Raw genomic sequence first — 22327 nt, 5'->3', positions numbered from 1 at the left:
CGTTACGCGGAAGTAGACTCGTACGAGATACGACTTAAATCGCCTGCGAAGGCACTGAGCAGCGCGGCTCTCCCCGCCTCCACCACTTCTCGAGAAGAAAAGGCCCTGCCGATGTCGGCGGGGCTTTTTTTCGTGGCGAAATACGGCTTGGGCCGCTTTGGGTGGTCGGGCCGGGCAAGGCTCGTGGGAGACGGTCAGGCAATCACCTTGGGCTCCAGGTACGCCTCAAGCCCCCAGCGGCCCCCGGCGCGGCCCAATCCCGATTCTTTCATGCCACCGAGGGGAGCGGGCGGCCCGGCCACGACCGCGCCGATCGTATCGTTGACCACGACCATGCCCGCATGGATGCGGCGGCCTATCCGCATGGCCCGGTCCTGGTCGGCGGAAATAATGAAGGCCGCCAAGCCGTACACCGTGTCATTGGCCATTTCCACGGCCTGCTCCTCGTCTTCATAGGTCATGACCGCGATAACCGGTCCGAATATCTCTTCCCTGGCGATCCGCATGGACGGCGACACCTTGGTGAAGATCGTCGGCCGCGCGTAATACCCGCCCAACCCTTCCGGGTGGCCCGGTCCCCCGGCCAGGAGCTGCGCCCCCTCGTCCAGGCCGGACCGGATGTACGCCTGGACCGTCTCGAACTGTTTCCGGCTCACCAGGGGGCCGATGAACGAGTCCGCATCGAGGAGATGCCCGATTTTCAGCTTGGCGACTGCGCGCTTCAGGCTCGCCTCGACCTCCTTCAGCCGTTTTTTCGGCACCAGCAGCCGGGTCCCGGCGTGGCAGGCCTGTCCGCTGTTGGAAAACCCGATAACCAAGGCCAGGGCGGCGGCCTTGTCGATGTCGGCATCGTCCAGAATGATGTTGGGGGATTTGCCGCCCAGTTCCAGACAGAACCGCTTCATGGTCCCAGCTCCCAGCGCGGCGATTTCCTTGCCCACGCGGGTCGAGCCCGTAAAGTTGATCAGGGCCACATCTGGATGCCCGCACAAAACCGGTCCCAAAGCCTCGCCCCGCCCTTCCACGACGTTGACCACTCCCGGCGGGATGTCCGCCTCTTGAATGCACCGGCACAGGAGTTCCGTCTCAAGGCCGTTGTTCTCGCTGGGCTTGACGACCACGGTGCAACCGGCCGCGATGGCCGGGGCCAGTTTGCCGCAGATATGGCCGTAATCGGCATTGAAAGGCGTAATGGCCCCCACGACGCCCACCGGCTCCATGACGACCAGCTTCTTGCCCGCCGCCATTTCAAAAGGATAATCCAACAGGGTCTCGCGGGCCTCCAGAAACGCGTTCGCCGCAGCGCGCGTCCGGCCCACGGTGGCCGTTACCGGCGAGCCGTATTCGAGGATCGCCGTTTCGACCAACGCGTCTTCCCTTTTTCTCAAGGCCTCGTGCAGGCGAAGGAGCATCTCCCCGCGCTCGGCGACCGATGTCCTTGAGAAGGTCTTGAACGCCTCCCTGGCCGATTCGATGGCGTCCAGCATATCCCGCTCATCGCCCAGAACCGTCCGCCCAATGATCTCCGCCGTGGAGGGATCGTACAAGTCGAACTGGCCGGTGCCCCGGGTGGGTTTGAATTCCCCGTTGATGAAAGATCGGTCGATGGTCTTCATTCCTACTCCTCCCGCAGGCAAACCTTGATGCACAGGGCCATGCGAGCCAGGAATTCCTCGCGGGACAACCCCGGCTCCTTCCAGCTCAGGCCGCACACGAACAGCACCTGGGCGATATCGGCCGCGGAACCGGCGGTTTCCTTGCCCGCCGCCGCGATGGCCCGGGCGATCTCGCGGCGGTACACGGCCTGGTACTGCTCGCCGTTCTCGTTCGTTATCCGCAGGCCGGCCACGGCCACGTCGAGCGCATCGGCCGCAAAGGTATCCTTGTGCCGCCCGAACCAGGCCTCCATGGCGTACAGGAGTCGGGCAGAAAGGGTCTGGCCGGGCGACGCCAGCTGCGCCCGGGCCAGGCCCAGCCCCTGGTCCAGATAATAGCGGAGGCTGGCCTGGAACAATTCATGTTTCCCGGAAAAATGCAGATACAGGCCCTGCTTGGACCGGTCCGCGGCAGCGGCCAGGCTCTCCATGGAACTCTTCCGGTAGCCCAGACGGCCAAATACGCGGATGGATTCGGCCAGGATGCGTTCCCTAGTGGGTTTTTCCAAATCGTCTGTGGTATTCATATTGACTATAATGACCTAAATGGTCTAGTTGGTCAACCTTGCTTGCAGAGCACACCACCGCACCGGATACATGCGGAGGCATGAGACAGGCTCCCTGTCTTCTCCTCGGGAAAACGGCATGCAACCGTCCTCCATGACGGGGCTTTTGGTGTGGGATCAGCGGCCTACCACTTGGAGCGGCCGGGCGGTAGAAAGAAGAACTCCACGCGGCGGTTGGCGCGGCGGTTTTCCTCGGAGGTGCTTGGCAGGAGCGGCTTGGAGCCGCCGTAACCCACGGCCTTCATGCGGGTGGCCGGGATGTCCGAATGGTCGAGGATGTAGCGCAGGCAGCGGGCAGCGCGGGCCGCGGACAGGGCCCAGTTGGAGCCGTACTGTCGGGACTCGGGCACCTCGCCGTCGGTGTGGCCCCGAATGACCAGGTTGAAATTGGTCTTTTTCATGGATTCGATGACCATTTCCAGGGCCTGCCTGGCCTCGGCGGTCAACTCCACGGACCCTTTGTCGAAAACCACCTGATTGCTCAATCGGAGCATGACCCCCGACTTGTCCGAACTGACCTTGGCCATGTGGGTCAGGTCCTTGGCCCGGATGGCCTTCTTGAGAATCACTCCGAGCTCGACAATCTGTCTGTTCTCCCGGACGCTTGCCCGTTCCTTGAAGGTTGTATCGGCATACGGAACGGACAACGCGGAGCTGTCCTCGTACTGCACGCCCAACGCCTCCTGGATGGAACCCATGAGCTTGCGGAAGTTGGTTACGTCCTGGTTGGTGAACGATAACAGCAAGACGAAAAAGCACAACAGCAGCGTGACCATGTCGGCAAAAGTGGCCATCCACGGCGGAATCCCCTCGTCGGGCTTGGGCGGGTCGGACTGGGGTCCCCCACCCTGCTGTTCCATTGCTTCCTGTTCGGCCATGTTTCCCTGTTCCTACCAGGCATCCCGTTGGGGCATGTGCATGTAGAATTCGACCCGCTGGTTCTTCAGCCGGTCCGCCTCGGTGTCGTTGGGCACCTCGGGCCGAGTATCCGCATACCCCACGGCCTTCGCCCGGTTGATCTCGATCCCGCCCTTGCTGACGATGTAGTCCAAGGCCACGGCGGCGCGCGCCGCGGACAGCTCCCAGTTGGACGGATATTTGGCCGTGTGGATGGGCCGGTCGTCCGTATGGCCCCGAACCACGAGGTTCAATTTGTAGTCCTTGAGGACCTTGATCACCGCATTCAGGATCTCCGAAGCCTCGGGCCGGAGTTCTGCGGTACCGGGGTTGAACAGCGCGGCCGAGCTGGCGCTGAAGACCACGCCGTCGCGGTCCGCACTCACGCCCGCCCCCTCCTTGAGCTTCGCGTCCATATTATCGAGCATGGACTTCACCCGCATGACCACGGACAGGAGCAGCCGCTGATCATGGGAGATGGACGAAGCCATCTTCTCGGTCGCCTCGGAGCTGGTGTTGAATTGGGCCATCTCGTCGGAGACCGCCCGGACCTCCTTGACGCCGAAGGCGCCCTTGAGCGAGCCCAGCGCGTCGCGGAACTTCTCCTCGCTCTGCTGGGCAAAGGACAGCAGGAGGACGAAAAAACACAATAAAAGAGTAACCATGTCGGCGAAGGTCGCCATCCACGGCGGCAATCCTTCGTCGCCCGGCGGATCCTCCGGCGGTTTTCTGCGTATGACTTCTTCGGCCTTGGCCATGGGTTCTCCGTGTGCCGGAAACTAGGTCGTTTCGCGCAGGGCCGGGGAGAGAAAGGCCTGCAGCTTTTCCTTGACCACCGACGGATGGTCGCCGCGCTGCAGGGAGGAGACGCCCTCGATCATGATCTGCATGAACAGGACGTCCTCCGCGGACCGCTCCTCCAGCTTGGTGGCCATGGGCAGAAACATGACGTTGGCCATGATGGCCCCGTAGAAGGTGGTCAGCAGGGCCACGGCCATGGCCGGACCGATGGACGAAGGGTCGGACAGGTTGGAGAGCATGTTGACTAGGCCGATGAGTGTGCCGATCATGCCGAAGGCCGGAGCCATGGTGCCCATGCCCTTGAACACGGCCTGTCCCTGGCGGTGGCGCTGCTTCATGAATTCCAGCTCGATCTCCATGACCGACCGGACCAGCCCTTCGCTGGAGCCGTCCACAACCAGCATCACGCCTTTTTTAAGGAATTCGTCGTCGATGTTGACCTTTTCCAGCGCAACCAGGCTTTCCTTGCGGGCGGTATCGGCCAGGGAGGTGATCAGCTTGATGATGTCCTGGGGATCGGCCGACTTGAACAGGAACGTCTTCATGCCGACCTTGAAAGCGTTGATGACCACGCCCATGGGAAACATGATGAAGGTAACGGCAAAGGTACCGCCGATGACGACCACCACCGAAGGGATATCGATGAAGCCCGCCGCGTTGCCGCCCATGAAAATGGTTGTGATGACCAGGGCAAAGGCCCCGACCAGCCCGATAAGAGTTGCGATATCCATTGCTATTTCTTGCTCTTTGCAGCCGAAGCGCCGATTTTAACTTCACCGTTGTCATGGTAGAAGAAAACATCTTCCAAAAAATCATCCACTTTGTAATACGCCGAACCGATGCAGATTTCCACGCCCGGCTTGACCACGCCCGGGACCAGAACCCGGCAATCGTCCAGCCGTTCGGTGGTGTAGATGCCGTCCCACAGCTTGACCTTCATGTTCTTGAGCAGGTTCAGTTCCCTGCGGGCCGACTCGAGCCGGGGCTGGTACTCGGCCCTGAATTCATCGCCCTTGTTCAAGACCTTTTCAAAAGAGGCGATGTCCTCGTGCAGGGCCTTGATCCGCACATTGTACCGCTGGTCGGCGAAAAGCAGCGAAGGTTTGTAACCCAGGACCAGGGAGGTGTCGGTGTCCATGCCGCCCCCCAGTTGCTCGCCCACATAGATGTAGTTGTAGGCACAGATGTTCCCGCCGGTGAGCCTGCCGCCCACGGCCAGCCGCTTGCCCGCATAGACGTCGCTGTGCATCAGCGCGCCCTTGATCATGATGTCGCCGCCCGACAGCAGGGTCGCGTATTCGCAGAAGGACAACCTCATGTCCTTTCCGGCCTTGAGCAGCGCTTCCTTGCCGCCCTTGACGCCGCCTCGGCAGTCCAGGCTCCCACGGGCTTTGATGGTCGCCCCTTCCACCTGGTCGTTGACCCGAACGTCGGAGGCTTCGATGATGAAGCCGCTGCGCACGGACCCCTCAACCACCACGTTGCCCACGAAATCCACGTTGCCCGTGTGATAATCGATGTCCGAATGGACCGTCAGCGGGTTGCGGACGAGAATCCTCCCTTCCTTGTAGCAGACGTAGCCGTCCACGGCCGCGAAGAGCTTGTCGGGGTACTCCCGCTTGATGCCCGTGCCCTTGCCCGCCGGGAAGGCCTTCTCTTCCGACACGAACCGTTCATCCAGATCCTCGCCCGCCTCTTCCACAGGAATCCATTCGGCGATGAGGTCTCCGGCGGCCACGTTCTTGACGAACTGGCGTTCGTGATGGTCCACGCTGCCGTCCGCCAGTTCTTCCGGTTTGAGTTTGGCCGGGTCCCAGTCGGGATCGAAGTAGTGTTTCAGGAAAAACAGCATTGCCCCTCTGGAGGATTTTATGGGAAGGCCGACCACCCGAAGAGGGCGCCGAACAGCCATGAAGACTCAAACAAACCGGCCTGTTGCAAGCCAAATTCAGATCACTGTGACCGTATTGAATTATCGACTTTGCGTCAATGATTATCAACTTTTGCGCACCCTGCCCAATACTTGCCATCAAATATTGACTCCCCCTAAAGAAAATGGCGTATCCGCCGATATTGAACGTAAGAGACATGCTAGGTTGGGATGATTCGTGCAACACCAGGGAGGGAGACCATGAATATCCCCATGATGAACATCGACATGAAGCAAGAACTGCGCTCGGAGAGCGCCGTTCCGGCCAAGGCTGTGCAGAAGCCGCCCGTTCCGGGCGATTCGATCCGGCGCGATGACGCGGTCGTGGCCCAGGACGAGGCACAGCCTGACAGGCAATCCGGCAACCCCACCCGGGAAGAACTCGACGCCTTGATCGCCGAGGCCGAGGATCACCTCGAGTCCAAGAACATCAAGCTGAAGTTCAACGTCCTGGAGAACAACGACACGATTCAGGTGGAGATCGTCGATTCCGACGGAAAGACCATACGCAAGATTCCGGAGGATGACCTGCTCAAGCTGACCAAGTCCCTGAAGAGTCTCGGTCAGGGGTTCCTGGACAAGATGTCCTAGGCCGTTTCGACACGCAGCCAAGGTTCGCGCCCCAGCCCTTCGGCCGGGGGCGTCTTTGGCGCTGGCGCCCCCCGTTTCTCATGGGGTTGCCAACCCGTTCCGGCTCGGGCATAGTCGAATGGTACAATGCCCAACCGGGGAGGCGGCCATGTCGGACATCAGCATATCGGCGGACACGATTCAGAGCATAAGCATGGACAACCAACTGCTCGGCCCGGAATCCATCAGCGACTACCATGACGAAATCGGCTCGGGCGTCAACACCGTGGGAGGCATGGACAGCCGCGAACAGACTGTGGCCGGGGCGGAGGTCGCCTCACGGACCGAAGACTACCTCGGCACGGGCACGGACTTCTCCTCCACCGGCACGGACGTGGACATCCAGCAGACCCTGCACCAGGTCGCGGCCGACACCGGTATCGGGAGCATCACCGACAAGATCGCCTGACCTTCATTTCATGAAAACGAAAAGGCCCCGACCAATACGGTCGGGGCCTTTCTTGTTGCCTGTGCGCGGCAGCGGTTACCACTGCTTCTTGCGCTGCTTTTCCAGGGCCGCTTCCTGCTCCTCGAAGGTGGCGAAACCGGCGTGGTGCATGGAATCCTCCACGGTGTGGTGCCAATCCCAGCTAGCGTAGATGACCGGCTTGTGGAAGGTGGCGCGGAACTGCTCCATCTCCTGACGATAGAACTCCTCCTTGGGGGTCTCCATGTGGTCGCGGAGCTGTTCGCTGAAGCGGTCGAGCTCGCCCTCGTACCATTCCATGAAGTCCTCAGGGGACTTGTATTTCTTGAGGATGTGTCCGTAGCTGTTGGCCTCCAGGAGCTCCTGCAGCTTGACCATGTGCTGCTTCTTGAGCCAGGCCCCGAGCTCGCTGGTCTTGATGTTTTCGGACTCGATCTCGGCCATGTCCAGTTTGGTCTGGTGGTAGGTGTCGGGCACCACCGAGGCGGACACGATGCCCGCAATGGCCACCAGGCCGCGCAGGATCACCGAGTTGGACACGCCCTGGCCGCAGAAGCCGACCTTCTTGCCGACCTTCTGGCCCGCGAAGATGGCGGACAGGATGGCCCAGACGACGGCCGGGTCCTCCTCGTCGTAGATGTGCTGCAGGCTGGCGTTGTCGCGGTCCGTAGCCAGGACCATCTGGGTCATGTCGTTGGAACCGATGGAGAAGCCGTCCACTTCCTTGAGGAACTCCTTGCACAGGATGGCGTTGCTCGGGATCTCGGCCATGAGGATGACCTTGAGGTCGTCCTTGCCGGATTCCAGGTTGTGGACCTGCTTGAGGTAGCGCTTCATGGAGCGGGCCTCTTCCAGGGTGCGCACGAATGGGAACATGATGGACAGGTTCCGGCCGCCGTAGATGCCCCTCGCCAGTTTGAAGGCCTCAAGCTCCCAATCGTGGATGTTCCGCGAGACGCCACGGTAACCGATCATGGGGTTGTCCTCGTGGGCCTCGAACAGGGAACCGCCCAGCAGGTTGCGGTACTCGTTGGACTTGAAGTCCGTGGTCCGGTAAATGATGTTGGAGCCATAGAAGGCCATGGCGAACAGGGCCAGGCCCTGGGACAGGGTCTGGATGTAGTTCTCCTTGCCGGTGGTATAACCGCGCGATTCGAGCAGCCGGCGGATCCGGTCGGGCAGGGTCGCCACCTCGTCCATCTCGGACTTCAGCCCCATCTTGAGGGCGACTTCCTCGCGCAACCGGGTGATCTTGTCGATATGGGCCTCGAATTCGGGGTCCTCCTGAAGACGGGCCACGTATTCGGTCACGATCTTTTCATGCTGCTGACGGATTTTCCAGGCCTCGGTGCGGACCGACGGAATGGGCTCGAGCATGTCGTGGTAGCCCAGGACCACGGCCACGTGGGCCTCGGGGTCGATGGAGGTCTTGAGCACGTCGAGACGCTCGGTGGCGTGAGAGATATGCTCGTCGAGCTTGTGGTCCATTTCACGCAGACGGCGGTGCATGGCCAGGACTTCGTCCGTGCTGCGGGCGCCCTCCTGCTCGGCCAGAGACTCCATCTCGCGGGTCAGGCCGGTGATCAGGCCGACGTACTCGCGCAGCTTCAGGGGCATGGTGATCAGGCCGGAATCCAATTGCTCCTTCATAACCTTGGTCAAATGGTGGTCCATCTCCTGGAGCTTTTCCTCCACCAGGTCGTTGAGGACGTCCTTGTCGTAGGCCTCAAGCGCCATGGGATGGACGCCGATGTTGCCGAGCATGAACTCGGCGCGCAGCAGGCCGACCTCGAAATCGGGCACGTTGCGCAGGCGGGACAGGAACAGGGCCTGCCCCACGTCGGCCAGGATCAGGCCGACCTTGGTCTTGGTGGCGGGCAGTTCGCTGACGTTGATCTCGCCGCCGACCTCCACCAGGGGCAGCTCGCCCCGGTAGACCTTGCCGCGAGAGCCGTCCACGGTGACCTGCTGGCCGTCCATGGAGCGCAGGGCCTCCAGGCGCTGGATGCCGATGATGGCCGGGATGCCCAGCTCGCGCGAAGTGATGGCCGCGTGGCTGGTGTCGCCGCCCACGTCGGCCAGGATGGCCGAGGCGATGCGCATGCCCGGAACCATGTCAGGATCGGTGCGCTCGGCGGCCAGGATGTCGCCCTTGTTGATCTTGTTCAGTTCCAGGGCGGAGCGCAGGTACTTGACCGTCCCCTGGCCCGCGCCGCGGGACGCGCCGTTGCCTTCGAGGATGACCTCGGCCGAGTCGATGGCCTTCTTGTCCACCTCGAGGCGGCGCATGAAAATGGTGTGCGGATGGAGCTCGAAATCCTCGTTCCAACGGGTCTCGGGCCGGGCCTGGACGAACCACAGCCGGTCGGTCTTGTCGATGCAGAACTCGGTGTCCATGATCATGCCGCCGTAGGCCCGGGAGATGTTGCGCACGCCCTGAGCCACGGTCTCGGCCTGGGCGATGGACAGGGCCCAGCGGAAGACCTCGTTGTCGGCGACCTTGACCACGTGGGTGCCGCTGCCGTCCTCCTTGTAGACGATCTTCTTTTCCTTGCAGCCCATGTAGCGGATGACCACCTCGCGGCCGCCGTCGCGCTGGAAGACGTAGAACTTGTCCGGGGTGACCATGCCGCCGACGACCGCCTCGCCCAAGCCATAGCTGGCATCGATGGACACGAGGTCGTTGCGGTCCGTGCCGCGGCACCCGGTGGCGGTGTCCGCGCTGAACGCCGTGCCCGAGATGACCGGATTGATCATCCGCATGATGCACACGGACAGGGAGGTGTGCTCGATGGCCCACTCCTTCTTGGCGGTCTCGGCGATGGCGTCGTCGCCGGTCTTCTCGGCCTTGGTGATGGCGTCGAGAATGGCCTCGCGGCGATAGGTCATGGAGCGCAGGTTGTAGGCCGAGGCGCAATCCCAATGGTAGGCCTCGAGGCACTCGTCCTCGCCGACTATGTTAAGGTAGGTGTCCTGGAGTCCGGCAAAGGCCTTCTTGCGGCTGTCCTCGCCCGCCGCCGAGGAGCGCACGGCCACGGGAACGTCGTCCAGACCGGCTTCCTTGCAGATGGACTGGTACGCGCCCTTGACTTCCTTGCCCACTCCTTCGGGCATTTCCACGGACAGGATGGCCGACTGGACCAGGACAGAACGCATGCGCAGTTGGTCGATGCCCTCCGGGGAGGTGGCGAAGCCCTCGACTACGTTGTTGATGAAGGTGCGCAGCCGGATGGGGGTGCCGGACTGTTTCTTGGATTCCTCGCGGATCTTCTTGCCCACTTCACGGACGAAATGCTGGAGGTAGTCGGAGTCCTCGTTGACCGCGTCGGAGTTCCAGTCGATCTTGTTGTACTCCTTGTCCACCGTGGCCCGGACCACGGCGGCGTTCACCTTGGTCTCGTCCAGGAGGATATGAAATGCATTGGAGGAAATGGCCCGGAACTCCGGTGCGCGAATGCCCGACACCTGGCTGATAATGGCCGTGTTGTAGTTCTTGCCGCCGACCAGCAGTTCGGCATCCTCGCCGATCTTCTTGATTTCGGCGCCGTTCAGGACGAGCTTCTGCTTGAGACTCTCCACCTTGGCATCGGGTTTCTTGGCTTTGGCTGCCGGTGCGTTATCCGTTGCGTCATTCTTGGCTTTGGCCATCTCTTCCTCCTGGTATAACCGTGCTGGTCGGACGATGTGTTTACCCTGTCCATACCCTGAATCCACGGCACTTTCTATTTTGAATTATCAAAAAAGAACAATCAAAAGCTGAGTTTCGAATTTCCGCTTACAGGGTTATTTACCGCTTCGTCAACGAAACAATTGGTCTGACCACCGTACCTATTTGACCACTAAAATTGTCCAAAAAACGTCCAGGATCAGTAGTCCGACAATTATACATTTCCGAAAAAATAAAGACCGGCGCACCATTATGGTGCGCCGGTCGATGTATTTTAGGATTTGTCCCGCCGTGCAGCGGCGGGTCGGCGAATCAGACCAATTCTACCGGTCGTGTTATTTTTTTACAGTTTCTGGCCGCAATTGGGGCAGAAGTTGCAATCCTCCATGGGCACGTCGACCTTGCAGGTGGGGCAGGTACCGGCCTCGGGTCCGAGCTCCACGAGCAGCTCCCCTTCCACCACCGGGATCATCTTCTTGTCCTCGGTGTAGTTGGCGGACTTGATGACCCTGCGGACCATGCCGCTCACCGGCGCCAGGACCGCCTTCTCCTGCTTCATGATGGAGATGTTGAACAGCTCCTCGCCGGCCTTGACGCGGTCGCCGGGCCGGACATGGGTGACCCACAGGTCGCCGTTGCTGGGCGAACCCACGTGGTAGACGTTGGCCGGATCGGCCATCTCGGTGGCGTCCTTGCCCCCGACCTCGGCCTCGGCCACCTTGACCTGATGGCTCATGATCTCGGAGTCAAGAACATAGCGGACAACGGCCATGCCGTTCTCGTCGGGCTCGGAGATGTCCAGGATGCGCATGAGGTGCGGCTTCTGGCAGTTGCCTTGGAAGTCCAGGACCTCGCCCTTCTCCAGCCCCTCGAACCAGACGTCCACGGGCAGGTTGTTGATGTTGCCGAACTTCTCGCAGAAGTCGATGGTCTTGATGGCGTCGCCCGGGTGGTTGAGATACATGATGAACTCTTCCTCGCTGGGCTGCCGGTGCAGGCGGGACTGCAGCGCCTTCTTCTCGGCCACCAGGTCCACGTCTTTGAGGGTGGTCAGCGGCGATGCCTCGGTACGCTCCTTGATGGCCGTCTCCCAGCCGGAGCCGAATGCGGACTGGTACACCCAGTCCGCCGGGAAGCCCAAAGGCAGCTTGCCGAACTTGCCGAGCAGCAGGTTGCGGAAGGCGTCATTGGAATCGCGGTACAGGTCGAGCCGTGCCTCGCGTTCGAGATCGGTCAGTTCGTCCTCTCGGCACAGGTTGACCACGTCCAGCATGTTCAGCAGCCGCCGCACTTCCCGCGCGCCGCCACGCTTGTAGGCCCCGGTCACGGCCAGGAAGGCGGTGTTCCAGGTGATCTGGGATCCGGGGGTGACGTCATGGTAGCGAACCACCTTGCGGGTCCCTTCCAGGAACTTGAGCATGTACGGCAACAGCTTGATGTAGCCCTGCTTGAGCGCTCCCTCCTGCGAGGAGGACGTCGCGCCGCCGGGCATGCCGTGGCGGACCACGTCGTGGTCGATGCCCTGAAAGTACGGGGCGGTGTAGCGGTCGTAGTACGGCATGATCTGCTTGAGCCGGAAGTTGGTGGCCCGGATCATGTCCTTGTCGAGATGGGTCTTGAGCCCGATCTCGTCCTCGATGTAGGCCGCCGTGGACAGGACTTCGCCCTGGCCGTACCAGCGCACCGATGCGCCGATGGCCACGTCCACGATGTGCGCACCGGCCTCGGCGGCCGCGCCCATGGTCGGAACGAACAGCCCGTCGGTGTAGTGCCGGTGGCTGTGGATAACCAGTTCGGGATATTTCTTGGTAATGGCGGAAATGAGCTCGCGCATGAACCTCGGGGGACACACGCCGCCCATGTCCTTGAGGCCGAGGATGATCGTCTTCTCGGTCTGCTTGCGGCTGAGGCCCGCCGCCTCGGAACACATGCGGATGATCTCGTCGGTCACGGTCATGTAGCGCTCGACCGTGAACCCCTTGGCCCAGGACAGGGAGATCGCGGGCTCGAAGATGTTCCGCTTCGAGTTCATGGCGACTTCGGCGAAAGGCCGCATATTATCAACATGGTTGAGGAAGTCGAAACAGCGGATGATTTCGTAGTGCTCGTTGATCATCTCGCCGGTCAACCGCATGACGTTCTTGGGCTGCGGCTTGTAGCCCAAAATGTTGGTGGACCGGATGAGAATCTGCTTGAGGGTGTCGGGCGCGAACTTGTTCCACTCGGCCGCCTCGGTGAAGGGATAGGTCATATTGGCGAGCATGGCCACGTGGAAGTGCGCCCCGCCGCCGTTCTCCAGGGAGAAGAAGCCGCACTTGTCGAGGGAGGGACCGATGATGCGGTCCTCGGCCAGACGGAACCGGTTGCCGCTGTTGGACTGGGTGATGTCGCGGGTCGTGGTGTCCGTCATGTGGATAATCCCTGCCTCGCGGTCCGTGCGCAGGGTGTCCAGGATGGCGTCGCGGTCCATCTTGCGCGAAAAGCGCGGCTCGAACCAGGAGGACACCTCAGGCGGCTTGGCCAGGTGGAACCGGCCCACTCGCCTGTCCTCGCGGCCCCGGTATTCACCGAGCTGGACGTACTTGTTGTAGCCCTGGGCCGAGATCTCGGCCACCAGCCGGGTCAGGCGCAGGGAATCCGGCTCGCGGTCGGAGTAGTCCATGAGCTCGGCGTAGTTCTGACGGACGAAATTTGTATCGTAGTCCGCGTCGATGAACCGCTGATGGTCGATGATCTTGCGGTGGAAGGGAATGGTCGTCTTCACCCCGCCGATCATGTACTCGCGCAGGGCCCGGCTCATCAGGGCCACGACCTTTTTCCAGGAGTTGCCGTAGGCGATCAGCAGGGAGGCCGCGGAGTCGTAGTTGGACGGAAAGCGGTAGCCGTCGCCCACGCAGGAGTCGATGCGGATGCCCTGACCACCGGGCGAGACATACCGGGTAAGGCGCCCGGAGTTGGGTTCGAAATGCTTCTGCGGATCCTCACAGTTGATGCGGCACTGCATGGCCCACTGGAACGGCTTGGTGTTCTCTTCGTTCAGGCGCAGCTTGGATCCAAAGGCGATGGCGATCTGCTCTTCGACCAGGTCGATGCCGTAGCGGCATTCGGTGATGCCGTGCTCCACCTGGAGGCGGGTGTTGACCTCGATGAGGTACGGCACGCCGTCGCCGTCCACCAGAAACTCGACGGTGGCCAGGGAGTAATAGCCCACGGCCGAGACCAGGCGCCGGGCGTAATCCTTGAGCTGTGCGCGCAGCTCTGGGTTGAACTTGGGCCACGGGGACGGAGTGATCTCGATGAGCTTCTGGTGGTTGCGCTGGACCGTGCAGTCGCGCTCGTCCATGCAGAACACGTTGCCGTACTGGTCCGCGATGACCTGAATCTCGATGTGGCGCACCGAGGTCAGCAGCTTCTCCACGTACAGGCGGGGGTTGCCGAAGGAGGCCTGGGCCAGGGCCGAAGCCTTGGAAAAGGCGTTTTCGAGGTCCTCTTCCTGATAGACCTCGTAGATGCCGCGGCCACCGCCGCCGCCCTCGGCCTTGAGCATCACCGGGAAGCCGATCTCCTGGGCGATCTTGCGCGCCTCGGGGATGGACACGGCTCCTTCGGAGCCGGGAACAACGGGCACGCCCTGCTCGATGGCCAGCTTGCGCACGGCTACCTTGTTGCCCAGAATGCGCATGGGCTCCTGCTCGGGGCCAATGAAAATTATCCCTTCCTTGGCGCATTTGGCCGGGAAGGAGTCGTCTTCGGAACAGAACCCCCAACCCGGATGGATGGCGACCACGTTGTTGGCCTTGGCCTCGTGTATGATTCTGTCCTGATCAAGATACGCACGGGGATCGGAGCCGAGCATCAAGAGCTCGTTGGCCCCGGAGGACGCCGGAGAGGTTTTATCGACATCGGTGGCGGTCATTATCGCCTTGGCGTTGAACATTTCGGTGATGGAACGGCAGATGCGCCTGGCCGGGATACCCCGGTTGGCCACCAGTATCCGCTTCCCCTTGACCTCTTCAAGTACCTGTTCAAAGGACTTCGGCTGCATGAATCTCACTGGTCTCCTACGACAGAAATGACTGAAAATACCCTTATGCCCGTCCCGCCCCATGCGGAACCTGGAGAGGAAATATCGATCCCGAGTACAGCACCGATTCTTCTCCGCCACGACGCAGAACAAGTCCACCATTCAAGGAAAGGCCCGCCAAAAGAGCCTCGTAGGAGCTATCGTCTCCTTCCTTGACCAAGATAGTTCGTCCGAACCAGGCGAGCTTGCTCTCGAACATTGAGATGAATCGAGGGGGTGGAATCTCGTCGAGCATTACTGCATACACGGTTTTCCCTTGGTTTACAAGCTGATCGAGGAGGGCTGCGGGACCGGCCGAAAAGAACGGCAGCCTGATTTTCGCGGCAGGCACCGAATGATCTTCGCGCATTTGCGCGTCCTCCGGACAGTCGGCGAGATTCAGCCCCACGCCGACGATGGACGTACCGTTTCGCTCTTCGATCAACATTCCGCCAACCTTGCGCCCATCCTGGAGAATGTCGTTCGGCCACTTGACCCGGAGATCCGCGCCCAGGCCGCCCAGGACCTCGCTGACCACGTGCCCGGCCACCAATGGCAGGAGGGCGGACAGGGCCTCGGACCACGGTCCCTCGGCGGGCGCGGGCGGGAGCACGATGGAGGCGTGCATGTTGCCGGCCAGAGACGCCCACGGACGCCGCAACTGTCCCCGGCCCCGCGTCTGCCGGACGCCGATCACGGCACCCCACGGGCCAAGCAGTCCGTCGGCGACCAGCCGGGCGGCCAGCTCCATGGTGCTGGTGCAGGTCCGGGCCACGACCACGGTGCCGTGTGCAAGACCGCCCCCCCTCAGCCAGCCCGACGGAATCGCGTTCCCTTCCGCAGGCGTCCAGGGGCCGTAACCACGCAGGTCGGCCTGCCAGAGTGGATGCACCGGCGGCGTATCGGCGGACGCCGGTTCCATGAGAAAAATTCCTTGTGGAAGCATGAGTTACCTTGTGCTACACGTGGGCAATGAAAGTGTACCTGGCTGGCGGCGCGGTCCGCGATCTCCTGCTCGGCAGGCCCCTGCACGACAGGGATTACCTGGTCATGGGATCCACCCGCGAGGAGTTCCTCGGGGCCTTTCCCGACGCCCGTGAAGTGGGCCGGACCTTTCCGATCTTCCTGGTGGACGGCCTGGAGTTCTCCTTCCCCAGGGCAAACTCCCTGAATGAAGAATTAGAATCCCGCGACCTGACTGTCAATGCACAACTGCTCGACGAGGACGGTGAACTCATCTGCCACCCGCAGGGATTCGACGACCTCGCGGCGCGCGTCCTGCGTCCCGCCTCGCCCCACTCCCTGACCGAGGACCCCCTGCGGGTCCTGCGCGCGGCCCGCTTCGCCGCTCAACTGCCGACGTTCACCCCCCACGCGGAGCTGATCGAAGCCATGCGCGAAGTCGGCACCTCGGGACGGCTCGAAGCCCTCTCGGCCGACCGGGTGGTGCCGGAGTTGCGCAAGGCCCTGGAGAGCCCCAAGCCCGGCAACTTCCTGCGTCTGCTGGCCGAGGCGGACTGCCTGCTGCCGTGGTTCCCGGAGTTCGAGACCGCCCGGTCCGTCCCGGCGGGCCCCCTGCCCTACCACGACAGCGATGTGCTGACACACACCTGCCGGGTCATGGACGACCTGGCCGGGGACCCCGTGGCGGTCTGGATGGGTCTGGCCCACGACCTGGGCAAGATCCTGACGCCCAGAGAGCGGCTGCCTCGCCATTACGGCCACGACCTGGCGGGCGTCCCTCTGGCCGAGACCGCCGCCCTGCGGCTGCGCATGCCCAACGAATACAAGACCGCGGGCATGAAGGCCGCGCGCTGGCACATGACTGCGGCCCGCTACGGGCATTTGCGCCCCGGCACCAGGGTGGACCTGCTCATGGACCTGCACCTTTCCCGTACCCTTGCGCCCCTGTTCAAGCTCGTCCGGGCCGACCATGGCGAGGACCATATCGAACGCGCCCGCAAGGAACTGAAGGTCATCTTGCCGGTCCGGCTCGCCCCGGAGGACATGAACCACGGGGCCGAATCCGGGGAAAAGCTGCGCATGCTTCGGGCGCAGGCGCTGCGCAACGGCTGACCTCCGGCCAACGGTTTTGACAAATATTCCACAACCGTCTAATAATTCGTCATCCTGCACAAGACAGGCGAATTCAAACGACAACCATCCGTGATACATGAGGAATCCGCATGAGACTCGTGACCCGCTCCGACTTCGACGGCTTGGCCTGCGCCACCCTTCTCAAACACCTTGGCATCATTGACGATTATCTGTTCGCCCATCCCAAGGATCTGCAGGACGGCCGGGTGGAGGTGACCGGTGACGACATCCTGGCCAATGTGCCCTATGTAAAAGGGTGCGGCCTGTGGTTCGATCACCACACCAGCGAGCAGGACCGGCTGGGCGACATCGAATTCGAGGGCGCGAGCAAGCCCCTGCCGAGTTGTGCGCGGGTGGTCTACGAGTATTACGGCGCGGACAAATTTCCGGCCGCCTGCGAGAATTTCATCAAGGCCGTGGACAAGGTGGATTCCGCGAACCTGACCGTGGAGGAGATCACCCACCCCACGGACTGGATTCTGCTCGGCTTCATCATGGACCCCAGGACCGGACTCGGCCGCTATCGGAACTACCGCATCAGCAACTACCAGCTCATGCTCGACATGATCGAGTACTGCCGCACCATGACGGCGCGGGAAATCCTTGAAATCAACGACGTAAAGGAACGCGTGGACAAATATTTCGAGGACGGCGAGGACTTCGTCAAAATGCTCCGGGACAACGCCGAGGTACACGGCGACGCGGTGGTCATGGACCTGCGCCGCCAGGACCCCATCTACTGCGGCAACCGGTTCATGGTCTATACCCTGTTCCCGGAGTGCTCCGTCAGCGTGCGCGTCATCTGGGGATTCAAGAAACAGAACGTAGTCCTGACCGTGGGCCATTCCATCCTCAACCGAACCAGCAAGGTGGATGTGGGCGCGCTGATGCTCACCCTGGGCGGCGGCGGACATCGGGCCGTGGGCACCTGCCAGGTCCCGGAGGCCGCAGTCCCCGAGGCCCTGGAAAAGATTCTCGCCCGGATCAACGCGGCCTAGAGGCCGGACTTATCGCCCCCGGAACGTATCCATGACCTTGCGGACGTCGTCCCGGCGATCATCATAGACGCGCTTGCAAAACCGCTTGATGGCGGGCCTGACTTCATTTACCGGCGGTAGCTCGACGACCTCGGGGAAACAGTACCCGTCGAAATCGATAGGCATGAAACACATGTCGCTGTCCACCCCCTCCCCCTTTCGGTAACAGACGTCTCCAAGGAGGTCCTCCCGCTCCATCTGCTCGGGATTCATGTTCTTCAGTTCACGCAGCATGGACGACACGGACCGGTCGTTGTTGGCCTTGTGGATCTTCTCGTTGATGATGTCGGCGATCTCTTCCAGCCGCTTGTAGTGCATGGTCATCCGCTTTCGGCCGGGCCGCTTGGGATCGTTGTAACAGCGCCCGTGGAGATAGTCCCGGATGGCGTCGAAGAGCCCCCGATAGGCCGTTTCCACGCAGGTGATGTACCGCCCCTTGCCGGTCAGGGCGAAGGGCAGGGATTCATGGACCAGGACGGGGGCCTCTTCGGCCAGGGGGATACGGCAGGGGTCGAGGCCGAGTTCGGCGCAAAAGCCGTCCGCCGTGGCTTCGTCCAGGAGCAGGAGGCGCAGGGTCGCAGCTGCCCGGAACAGATTCTCGATCACGGGCAAGAACTCCTTGACCATGGCGGCGTAGGCCTCCAGGGCGTTGTCCAGTTCCTTCCTGTCGCCGAAAAAACTCTCGGCCATGTCCGAAATCACATCCGCTTGCAATTGGTCGGCAAAATCATTGATGTCTGACACGATTCCTCCGCTTTCAGGGCTTTTTTTCACCCACAAGTACCATTTTTCCCCCAAATCATTCCATGGTCAATATATTTACATTGATTCAAGCGCTCAAACCCACTAAGGTTCCTCCGTCCCATAAGCCAAGACCAGGAGCCATCATGTTACTCGACGAACACAATAGCAAACTCCTCTTCGAAACGGCCACAATCCCCGTCCCCAAAGGAACGACGGTCTTCCCGGGGGAAGAAGACGATTTCGCCCCCGGCTATCCCCTGCCCTGGTTTCTCAAGGCCCAGGTCCTGTCCGGCGGGCGCGGCAAGTCCGGCGGCATCCTGCGCATCGACGACCCCGCCGAATTCCCGGCCAAGGCCAGGAAACTGTTCGGCCGCGAGATCAAAGGAGAATCGGTGCCCTTCATCCGGGTCGAACCGGGCGAGGACATCACGCACGAGTTCTACCTCTCCCTGACCGTCTCCCGGGAGCGGCGCTGCATTCTGCTGACCGCCGGCCGCCAGGGAGGCGTGGAGGTCGAAAAACTGGGCGCGGACAACCTCCTGGTCCAGGAGATCGGCCTGCCCGGCGGCCCGGCCCCGCACCAGGTCCGGGCGGCCTTCTTCCACCTCGGACTGGACAAGGATCGGTTCAAGGATTTCGCCGGGCTCCTGGATGCTCTTTTCCGGTGCCTGCTCGACAACGGCCTGCTCATGGCCGAAATCAATCCCTTGATCCTCACCCCGGACGGCCGCCTGGTGGCCCTGGACGGCAAGGTGGAGATGGACGACAATTTCGTGGACCTGCACCCCGAGGCCGAGGCGTACTACCAGCGCGAGCACGCCGCGCCCGAGGAGAATCTGGCCCGAGACGCCGGGCTCTCCTTTGTCCGGCTGCCCGGATGGGTCGGGCTGATGGTCAACGGCGCGGGGCTGGCCATGGCCACCATGGACCTGCTCAACTTCTCGGGCCTGCCCGCCAGCAATTTCCTGGACCTGGGCGGCGCGGCCGATCAGAAACGCATGGAGACCGCCCTGGAGCTGCTCTTCGGCGACACCCAAGTTAAGGCCATTTTTATCAATCTATTCGGCGGGATACTTTCATGCGAGAAGGTCGCCCTGGCCATGCAGGGGGCCCTCGGGGGCAAATCCCCGGAGAAGCCCATAGTGGTCCGCATGTCCGGCAAGGACGCCGAAGCCGGACTCAAGATCCTTCGGGAATTGAACGCGGACAACCTGCACATGGCCGGAGACATGCAGGCGGCCATCGCCATCCTGGATACCATCCGGCCCCCCCAAACCGAGGCCGTGGACTATCCCGCCCCCCTGGATCTCCCCCTGGGCCCGCGTCCCGCTCCCACGGGCTGGCAAAGCGAGACGATCTTCGCCGTCGACGCGGACACGCCTATTCTGGTCCAGGGCATCACCGGCCGCGAAGGCCAGTTGCACACCCGGCTCATGCAGGAATACGGAGCCAACGTGGTGGCGGGCGTAACCCCGTTCAAGGGCGGTCAGGAGATCCTCGGCGTCCCGGTCTACAACTCCATCGCCGAAGCCCGGCGCGCTCACGACATCGGCGCGTCCATCATCTTCGTGCCCCCGCGCATGGCCGCCGATGCCGTGGCCGAAGCCGCGAGCAACGAAATCCCGTGGACCGTGTGCATCACCGAGGGCATCACCCAACACGAGATGCTGGCCGCCTTCGGGCGGGCCAAGGGCTCGCCGACCCGCATCGTCGGCCCGAACACGCCGGGCATCATCGTTCCCGGCCGGACCAAGATCGGCATCATGCCGACCATGCCGTTCATGCCCGGACCTGTGGCCGTGCTCTCCCGCAGCGGCACCCTGACCTACGAGGTGGCCGACCGCCTGACCAGGGCCGGAATCGGCCAATCCATATGCGTGGGCATCGGCGGTGATCCGTTTATCGGAGTCGATTTTGTTGATATGTTCGAAATGATACGAAATCACGACCAGACCAGGGCCGTGATCGTCCTTGGTGAAATCGGTGGACAGGCGGAAGAGAATCTGGCTGAATACGTCGTCCGCACGGGATTCGACAAACCGGTCATCTCGTTCATCGCCGGACAGACCGCCCCTGCGGGCAAACGGCTGGGCCACGCCGGAGCCATATTGGAGGCAGGCGGCGGCATACAAGCCAAACTCGAAACCATGGGCAAGGCCGGATTCGCGGTCTGCCCCAGCCTGGAAGCCGTTGCTGAGACGACGGCAAGGGCTTTGGAATAAAAGAGGTTTACGTTGAAGGTACTGCTCCTAGACTTGGGCAAGATCATGCGCGGCGGACAACGCCAGGTATATTATCTGGCGCGGGCTCTGCACCGTGCCGAACGGTTCGACCCCCTGGTCGCGGTGCCCGGGGACTCGCCGCTCAAGCCCCTGCTCATGGCCGACGGCATCCCCTTCACCGAGCTCCCCGGCCACACCGACTACAATCCAATGAATATCCTCCGGGTGCTCGGGATCGTCAAATCCTTCAATCCGGACGTGGTCCACACCAACGACGCCAAGGGTGCGTCCCTGGGCGCCATGGCCAAGAAGATGCACAACACCTTCCGGCTGGTCCACAGCCGCCGCGTGTCCTACCGCCTCAAGCCCGGCTGGAGCAAGAACAAGTACCTCCTGGGCGACGTCCTGGTGGCCGTCAGCCGCGAAATCCAGGAGGTCCTGGTGGACTGCGGCGTGCCCGAGGAAAAAACCACGGTCATCCACAGCGGCATCGACCCGGCCATGTACACCACCGAGTCGCGCCATCACCCGGTGCTGACCCTCGGTGCCGTGGGCGCGCTCAGCTCGCAAAAGGGGTTCGAGGTTCTCATCGAGGCGCTGGCCCACCTGCGCAAGTCCCCGGACATGCCGGACTGGCAGTGCATGATTGCGGGCGAAGGCCCCCTCCAGCAGGATCTCAAGAAGCAGGCCGAAAAGCTCAACCTGGCGGACTCCATCCTCTTCCTCGGCTATCGGGACAGCCGCGAAGTCCTGCCCGAGATCGACATCCTGACCGTCCCGTCCGTGGACGGCGAAGGGTCGAACGCGGTCATCAAGGAAGGCTGGGCCACCCGGACCCCGGTGATCACATCGGACCTGCCCTCCAACCTCGAACTGGTCAGCCACGAGCGCGACGGCCTGGTCTTCAGGAACCGCGACGCGGCCGACCTGGCCGCGTGTATCGTCCGGCTGGTCAACGACCGGGAACTCTGCGACCGGCTGCTCGCGGGCGGCGCGGAATCCGTCATCGACTACACGGACGTGAAAATGGCCGACCGGTACATGTCCCTGTACAAAGGGCTCCGGGGCTGAGCCGCCGCCAAATGCGGTGAGCGCTCCCCGCTTACCGGAGTCATTTGAATTCTCCGTCCAGGATCAGGTGGGAAAAGTAGCCCAGCACAAAGGCTGCGTAAAATGGCGCAAACTGCCGGACGAGCCCTTGCGCCTGCATGAAGAAAGGAATGACCAAGATGGGCAGGGGGACCACCAGCATGGCCCACCAGGTATGGGTCCAGCCCCGGTGCGAGCCCACGGCGGGAAGCATGGAGAAGAGCCCGAACCAGGCGGCCCAGACATACAATCCCTTGATGATCAGCCCCAGGTCCACGAGCACGAAGACCGCGTAGTAAAGATTCTGCCCCTTGGAGTTGGTGTCCACGTCCGGGAACAGCGCCCCGAGCAGACAGAAGCCGAGCAGTCCCGCGGCCAGGAGCGGCTCGAAGACCATCCAGCCCAGCAGGACCACGCCCACCAGGCCCATGATGCCAAAGAACAGCCCTCCGGCCAAATGTCCTCTATAATCGGGCATGGGAAAAGGCGATACGGCTGCCGA

Annotated in this window: 17 protein-coding genes; 6 read left to right on the top strand and 11 right to left on the bottom strand. The window is 62.2% G+C overall.

Annotation, left to right across the window (positions count from 1 at the left end; translation table 11 throughout):
• Positions 1 to 194 precede the first annotated feature (194 nt).
• From V8V93_RS11475 to V8V93_RS11450, 6 genes are all read right to left on the bottom strand, one after another.
• Positions 195 to 1616, bottom strand: a complete 1422-nt coding sequence (locus V8V93_RS11475; RefSeq protein WP_338666808.1) for an aldehyde dehydrogenase family protein — start codon at positions 1614 to 1616, stop codon at positions 195 to 197.
• Positions 1617 to 1618: 2 nt separating this feature from the next.
• Entirely contained in the window at positions 1619 to 2182 is a 564-nt protein-coding gene (locus tag V8V93_RS11470; RefSeq protein ID WP_338666807.1) for a TetR/AcrR family transcriptional regulator, read from the bottom strand.
• A 164-nt stretch (positions 2183 to 2346) separates the two neighbouring features.
• Positions 2347 to 3099: a flagellar motor protein MotB gene (locus V8V93_RS11465; protein ID WP_338666806.1), complete on the bottom strand. Its 753-nt coding sequence runs from the start codon at positions 3097 to 3099 to the stop codon at positions 2347 to 2349.
• A gap of 12 nt (positions 3100 to 3111) precedes the next feature.
• Positions 3112 to 3876, bottom strand: a complete 765-nt coding sequence (locus V8V93_RS11460) for an OmpA/MotB family protein (protein ID WP_338666805.1) — start codon at positions 3874 to 3876, stop codon at positions 3112 to 3114.
• Positions 3877 to 3897: 21 nt separating this feature from the next.
• Positions 3898 to 4650 (bottom strand): motility protein A, encoded by a 753-nt coding sequence (locus V8V93_RS11455; RefSeq protein WP_338666804.1) that lies wholly within the window; start codon positions 4648 to 4650, stop codon positions 3898 to 3900.
• Between the two features lie 2 nt (positions 4651 to 4652).
• A complete protein-coding gene (locus tag V8V93_RS11450) occupies positions 4653 to 5771 on the bottom strand; it encodes a DUF342 domain-containing protein (RefSeq protein WP_338666803.1) in 1119 nt (372 codons plus the stop codon).
• A 279-nt stretch (positions 5772 to 6050) separates the two neighbouring features.
• Here V8V93_RS11450 and V8V93_RS11445 point away from each other — a divergent pair, with 279 nt between their 5' ends.
• Together V8V93_RS11445 and V8V93_RS11440 are read left to right on the top strand one after the other, a co-directional pair.
• Positions 6051 to 6440: a flagellar protein FlaG gene (locus tag V8V93_RS11445; protein ID WP_338666802.1), complete on the top strand. Its 390-nt coding sequence runs from the start codon at positions 6051 to 6053 to the stop codon at positions 6438 to 6440.
• Positions 6441 to 6588: 148 nt separating this feature from the next.
• Positions 6589 to 6888 carry a hypothetical protein gene (locus V8V93_RS11440; RefSeq protein ID WP_338666801.1) on the top strand — a complete coding sequence of 100 codons (300 nt, stop codon included), beginning with the start codon at positions 6589 to 6591 and terminating at the stop codon, positions 6886 to 6888.
• Between the two features lie 75 nt (positions 6889 to 6963).
• On the opposite strand, the gene V8V93_RS11435 is transcribed toward V8V93_RS11440, so the two are convergent.
• The 3 genes from V8V93_RS11435 to V8V93_RS11425 all read right to left on the bottom strand — a co-directional run bounded on the left by V8V93_RS11435 (position 6964) and on the right by V8V93_RS11425 (position 15558).
• A complete protein-coding gene (locus V8V93_RS11435; RefSeq protein WP_338666800.1) occupies positions 6964 to 10554 on the bottom strand; it encodes a PEP/pyruvate-binding domain-containing protein in 3591 nt (1196 codons plus the stop codon).
• Positions 10555 to 10916: 362 nt separating this feature from the next.
• Positions 10917 to 14618 carry a pyruvate carboxylase gene (locus V8V93_RS11430; RefSeq protein WP_338666799.1) on the bottom strand — a complete coding sequence of 1234 codons (3702 nt, stop codon included), beginning with the start codon at positions 14616 to 14618 and terminating at the stop codon, positions 10917 to 10919.
• Between the two features lie 43 nt (positions 14619 to 14661).
• Positions 14662 to 15558, bottom strand: a complete 897-nt coding sequence (locus V8V93_RS11425; RefSeq protein ID WP_338666798.1) for a biotin--[acetyl-CoA-carboxylase] ligase — start codon at positions 15556 to 15558, stop codon at positions 14662 to 14664.
• A gap of 50 nt (positions 15559 to 15608) precedes the next feature.
• On the opposite strand from V8V93_RS11425, the gene V8V93_RS11420 reads away from it, so the two are divergent.
• On the top strand, positions 15609 to 16712 hold the full coding sequence (locus V8V93_RS11420; RefSeq protein WP_338666797.1) for a tRNA nucleotidyltransferase: 1104 nt from the start codon (positions 15609 to 15611) through the stop codon (positions 16710 to 16712).
• Positions 16713 to 16822: 110 nt separating this feature from the next.
• The gene (locus V8V93_RS11415) at positions 16823 to 17731 is read left to right on the top strand and encodes an exopolyphosphatase (protein ID WP_338666796.1); all 909 of its coding nucleotides are present in this window, start codon (positions 16823 to 16825) and stop codon (positions 17729 to 17731) included.
• Between the two features lie 9 nt (positions 17732 to 17740).
• Here the strand turns inward: V8V93_RS11415 and V8V93_RS11410 are convergent, their stop codons facing one another.
• Positions 17741 to 18514, bottom strand: a complete 774-nt coding sequence (locus tag V8V93_RS11410; RefSeq protein ID WP_338666795.1) for a hypothetical protein — start codon at positions 18512 to 18514, stop codon at positions 17741 to 17743.
• 143 nt (positions 18515 to 18657) lie between these two features.
• Here V8V93_RS11410 and sucD point away from each other — a divergent pair, with 143 nt between their 5' ends.
• On the top strand, positions 18658 to 20736 hold the full coding sequence (gene sucD / locus V8V93_RS11405; protein ID WP_338666794.1) for a succinate--CoA ligase subunit alpha: 2079 nt from the start codon (positions 18658 to 18660) through the stop codon (positions 20734 to 20736).
• 12 nt (positions 20737 to 20748) lie between these two features.
• Positions 20749 to 21807: a glycosyltransferase family 4 protein gene (locus tag V8V93_RS11400; protein WP_338666793.1), complete on the top strand. Its 1059-nt coding sequence runs from the start codon at positions 20749 to 20751 to the stop codon at positions 21805 to 21807.
• Between the two features lie 40 nt (positions 21808 to 21847).
• Here the strand turns inward: V8V93_RS11400 and V8V93_RS11395 are convergent, their stop codons facing one another.
• The gene (locus tag V8V93_RS11395) at positions 21848 to 22303 is read right to left on the bottom strand and encodes a metal-dependent hydrolase (protein ID WP_338666792.1); all 456 of its coding nucleotides are present in this window, start codon (positions 22301 to 22303) and stop codon (positions 21848 to 21850) included.
• Positions 22304 to 22327 lie beyond the last annotated feature (24 nt).

The sequence above is a fragment of the Pseudodesulfovibrio sp. 5S69 genome (assembly GCF_037094465.1).
Classification (GTDB): Bacteria; Desulfobacterota; Desulfovibrionia; order Desulfovibrionales; family Desulfovibrionaceae; genus Pseudodesulfovibrio; species Pseudodesulfovibrio methanolicus.
Note: the sequence above shows the minus strand (reverse complement) of the source record. Positions and strands in the feature narration are given on the sequence as shown.

Bases quoted from the DNA above. Each gene is read 5' to 3' on its own strand.
- V8V93_RS11445 (WP_338666802.1), top strand. From the start codon at position 6,051: ATGAATATCCCCATGATGAACATCGACATGAAGCAAGAACTGCGCTCG.
- V8V93_RS11430 (WP_338666799.1), bottom strand. From the start codon at position 14,618: ATGCAGCCGAAGTCCTTTGAACAGGTACTTGAAGAGGTCAAGGGGAAG.
- V8V93_RS11395 (WP_338666792.1), bottom strand. From the start codon at position 22,303: ATGCCCGATTATAGAGGACATTTGGCCGGAGGGCTGTTCTTTGGCATC.
- V8V93_RS11475 (WP_338666808.1), bottom strand. From the start codon at position 1,616: ATGAAGACCATCGACCGATCTTTCATCAACGGGGAATTCAAACCCACC.
- V8V93_RS11415 (WP_338666796.1), top strand. From the start codon at position 16,823: ATGAGACTCGTGACCCGCTCCGACTTCGACGGCTTGGCCTGCGCCACC.
- V8V93_RS11455 (WP_338666804.1), bottom strand. From the start codon at position 4,650: ATGGATATCGCAACTCTTATCGGGCTGGTCGGGGCCTTTGCCCTGGTC.
- V8V93_RS11450 (WP_338666803.1), bottom strand. From the start codon at position 5,771: ATGCTGTTTTTCCTGAAACACTACTTCGATCCCGACTGGGACCCGGCC.
- V8V93_RS11470 (WP_338666807.1), bottom strand. From the start codon at position 2,182: ATGAATACCACAGACGATTTGGAAAAACCCACTAGGGAACGCATCCTG.
- V8V93_RS11420 (WP_338666797.1), top strand. From the start codon at position 15,609: ATGAAAGTGTACCTGGCTGGCGGCGCGGTCCGCGATCTCCTGCTCGGC.
- V8V93_RS11440 (WP_338666801.1), top strand. From the start codon at position 6,589: ATGTCGGACATCAGCATATCGGCGGACACGATTCAGAGCATAAGCATG.
- sucD (WP_338666794.1), top strand. From the start codon at position 18,658: ATGTTACTCGACGAACACAATAGCAAACTCCTCTTCGAAACGGCCACA.
- V8V93_RS11460 (WP_338666805.1), bottom strand. From the start codon at position 3,876: ATGGCCAAGGCCGAAGAAGTCATACGCAGAAAACCGCCGGAGGATCCG.
- V8V93_RS11465 (WP_338666806.1), bottom strand. From the start codon at position 3,099: ATGGCCGAACAGGAAGCAATGGAACAGCAGGGTGGGGGACCCCAGTCC.
- V8V93_RS11425 (WP_338666798.1), bottom strand. From the start codon at position 15,558: ATGGAACCGGCGTCCGCCGATACGCCGCCGGTGCATCCACTCTGGCAG.
- V8V93_RS11435 (WP_338666800.1), bottom strand. From the start codon at position 10,554: ATGGCCAAAGCCAAGAATGACGCAACGGATAACGCACCGGCAGCCAAA.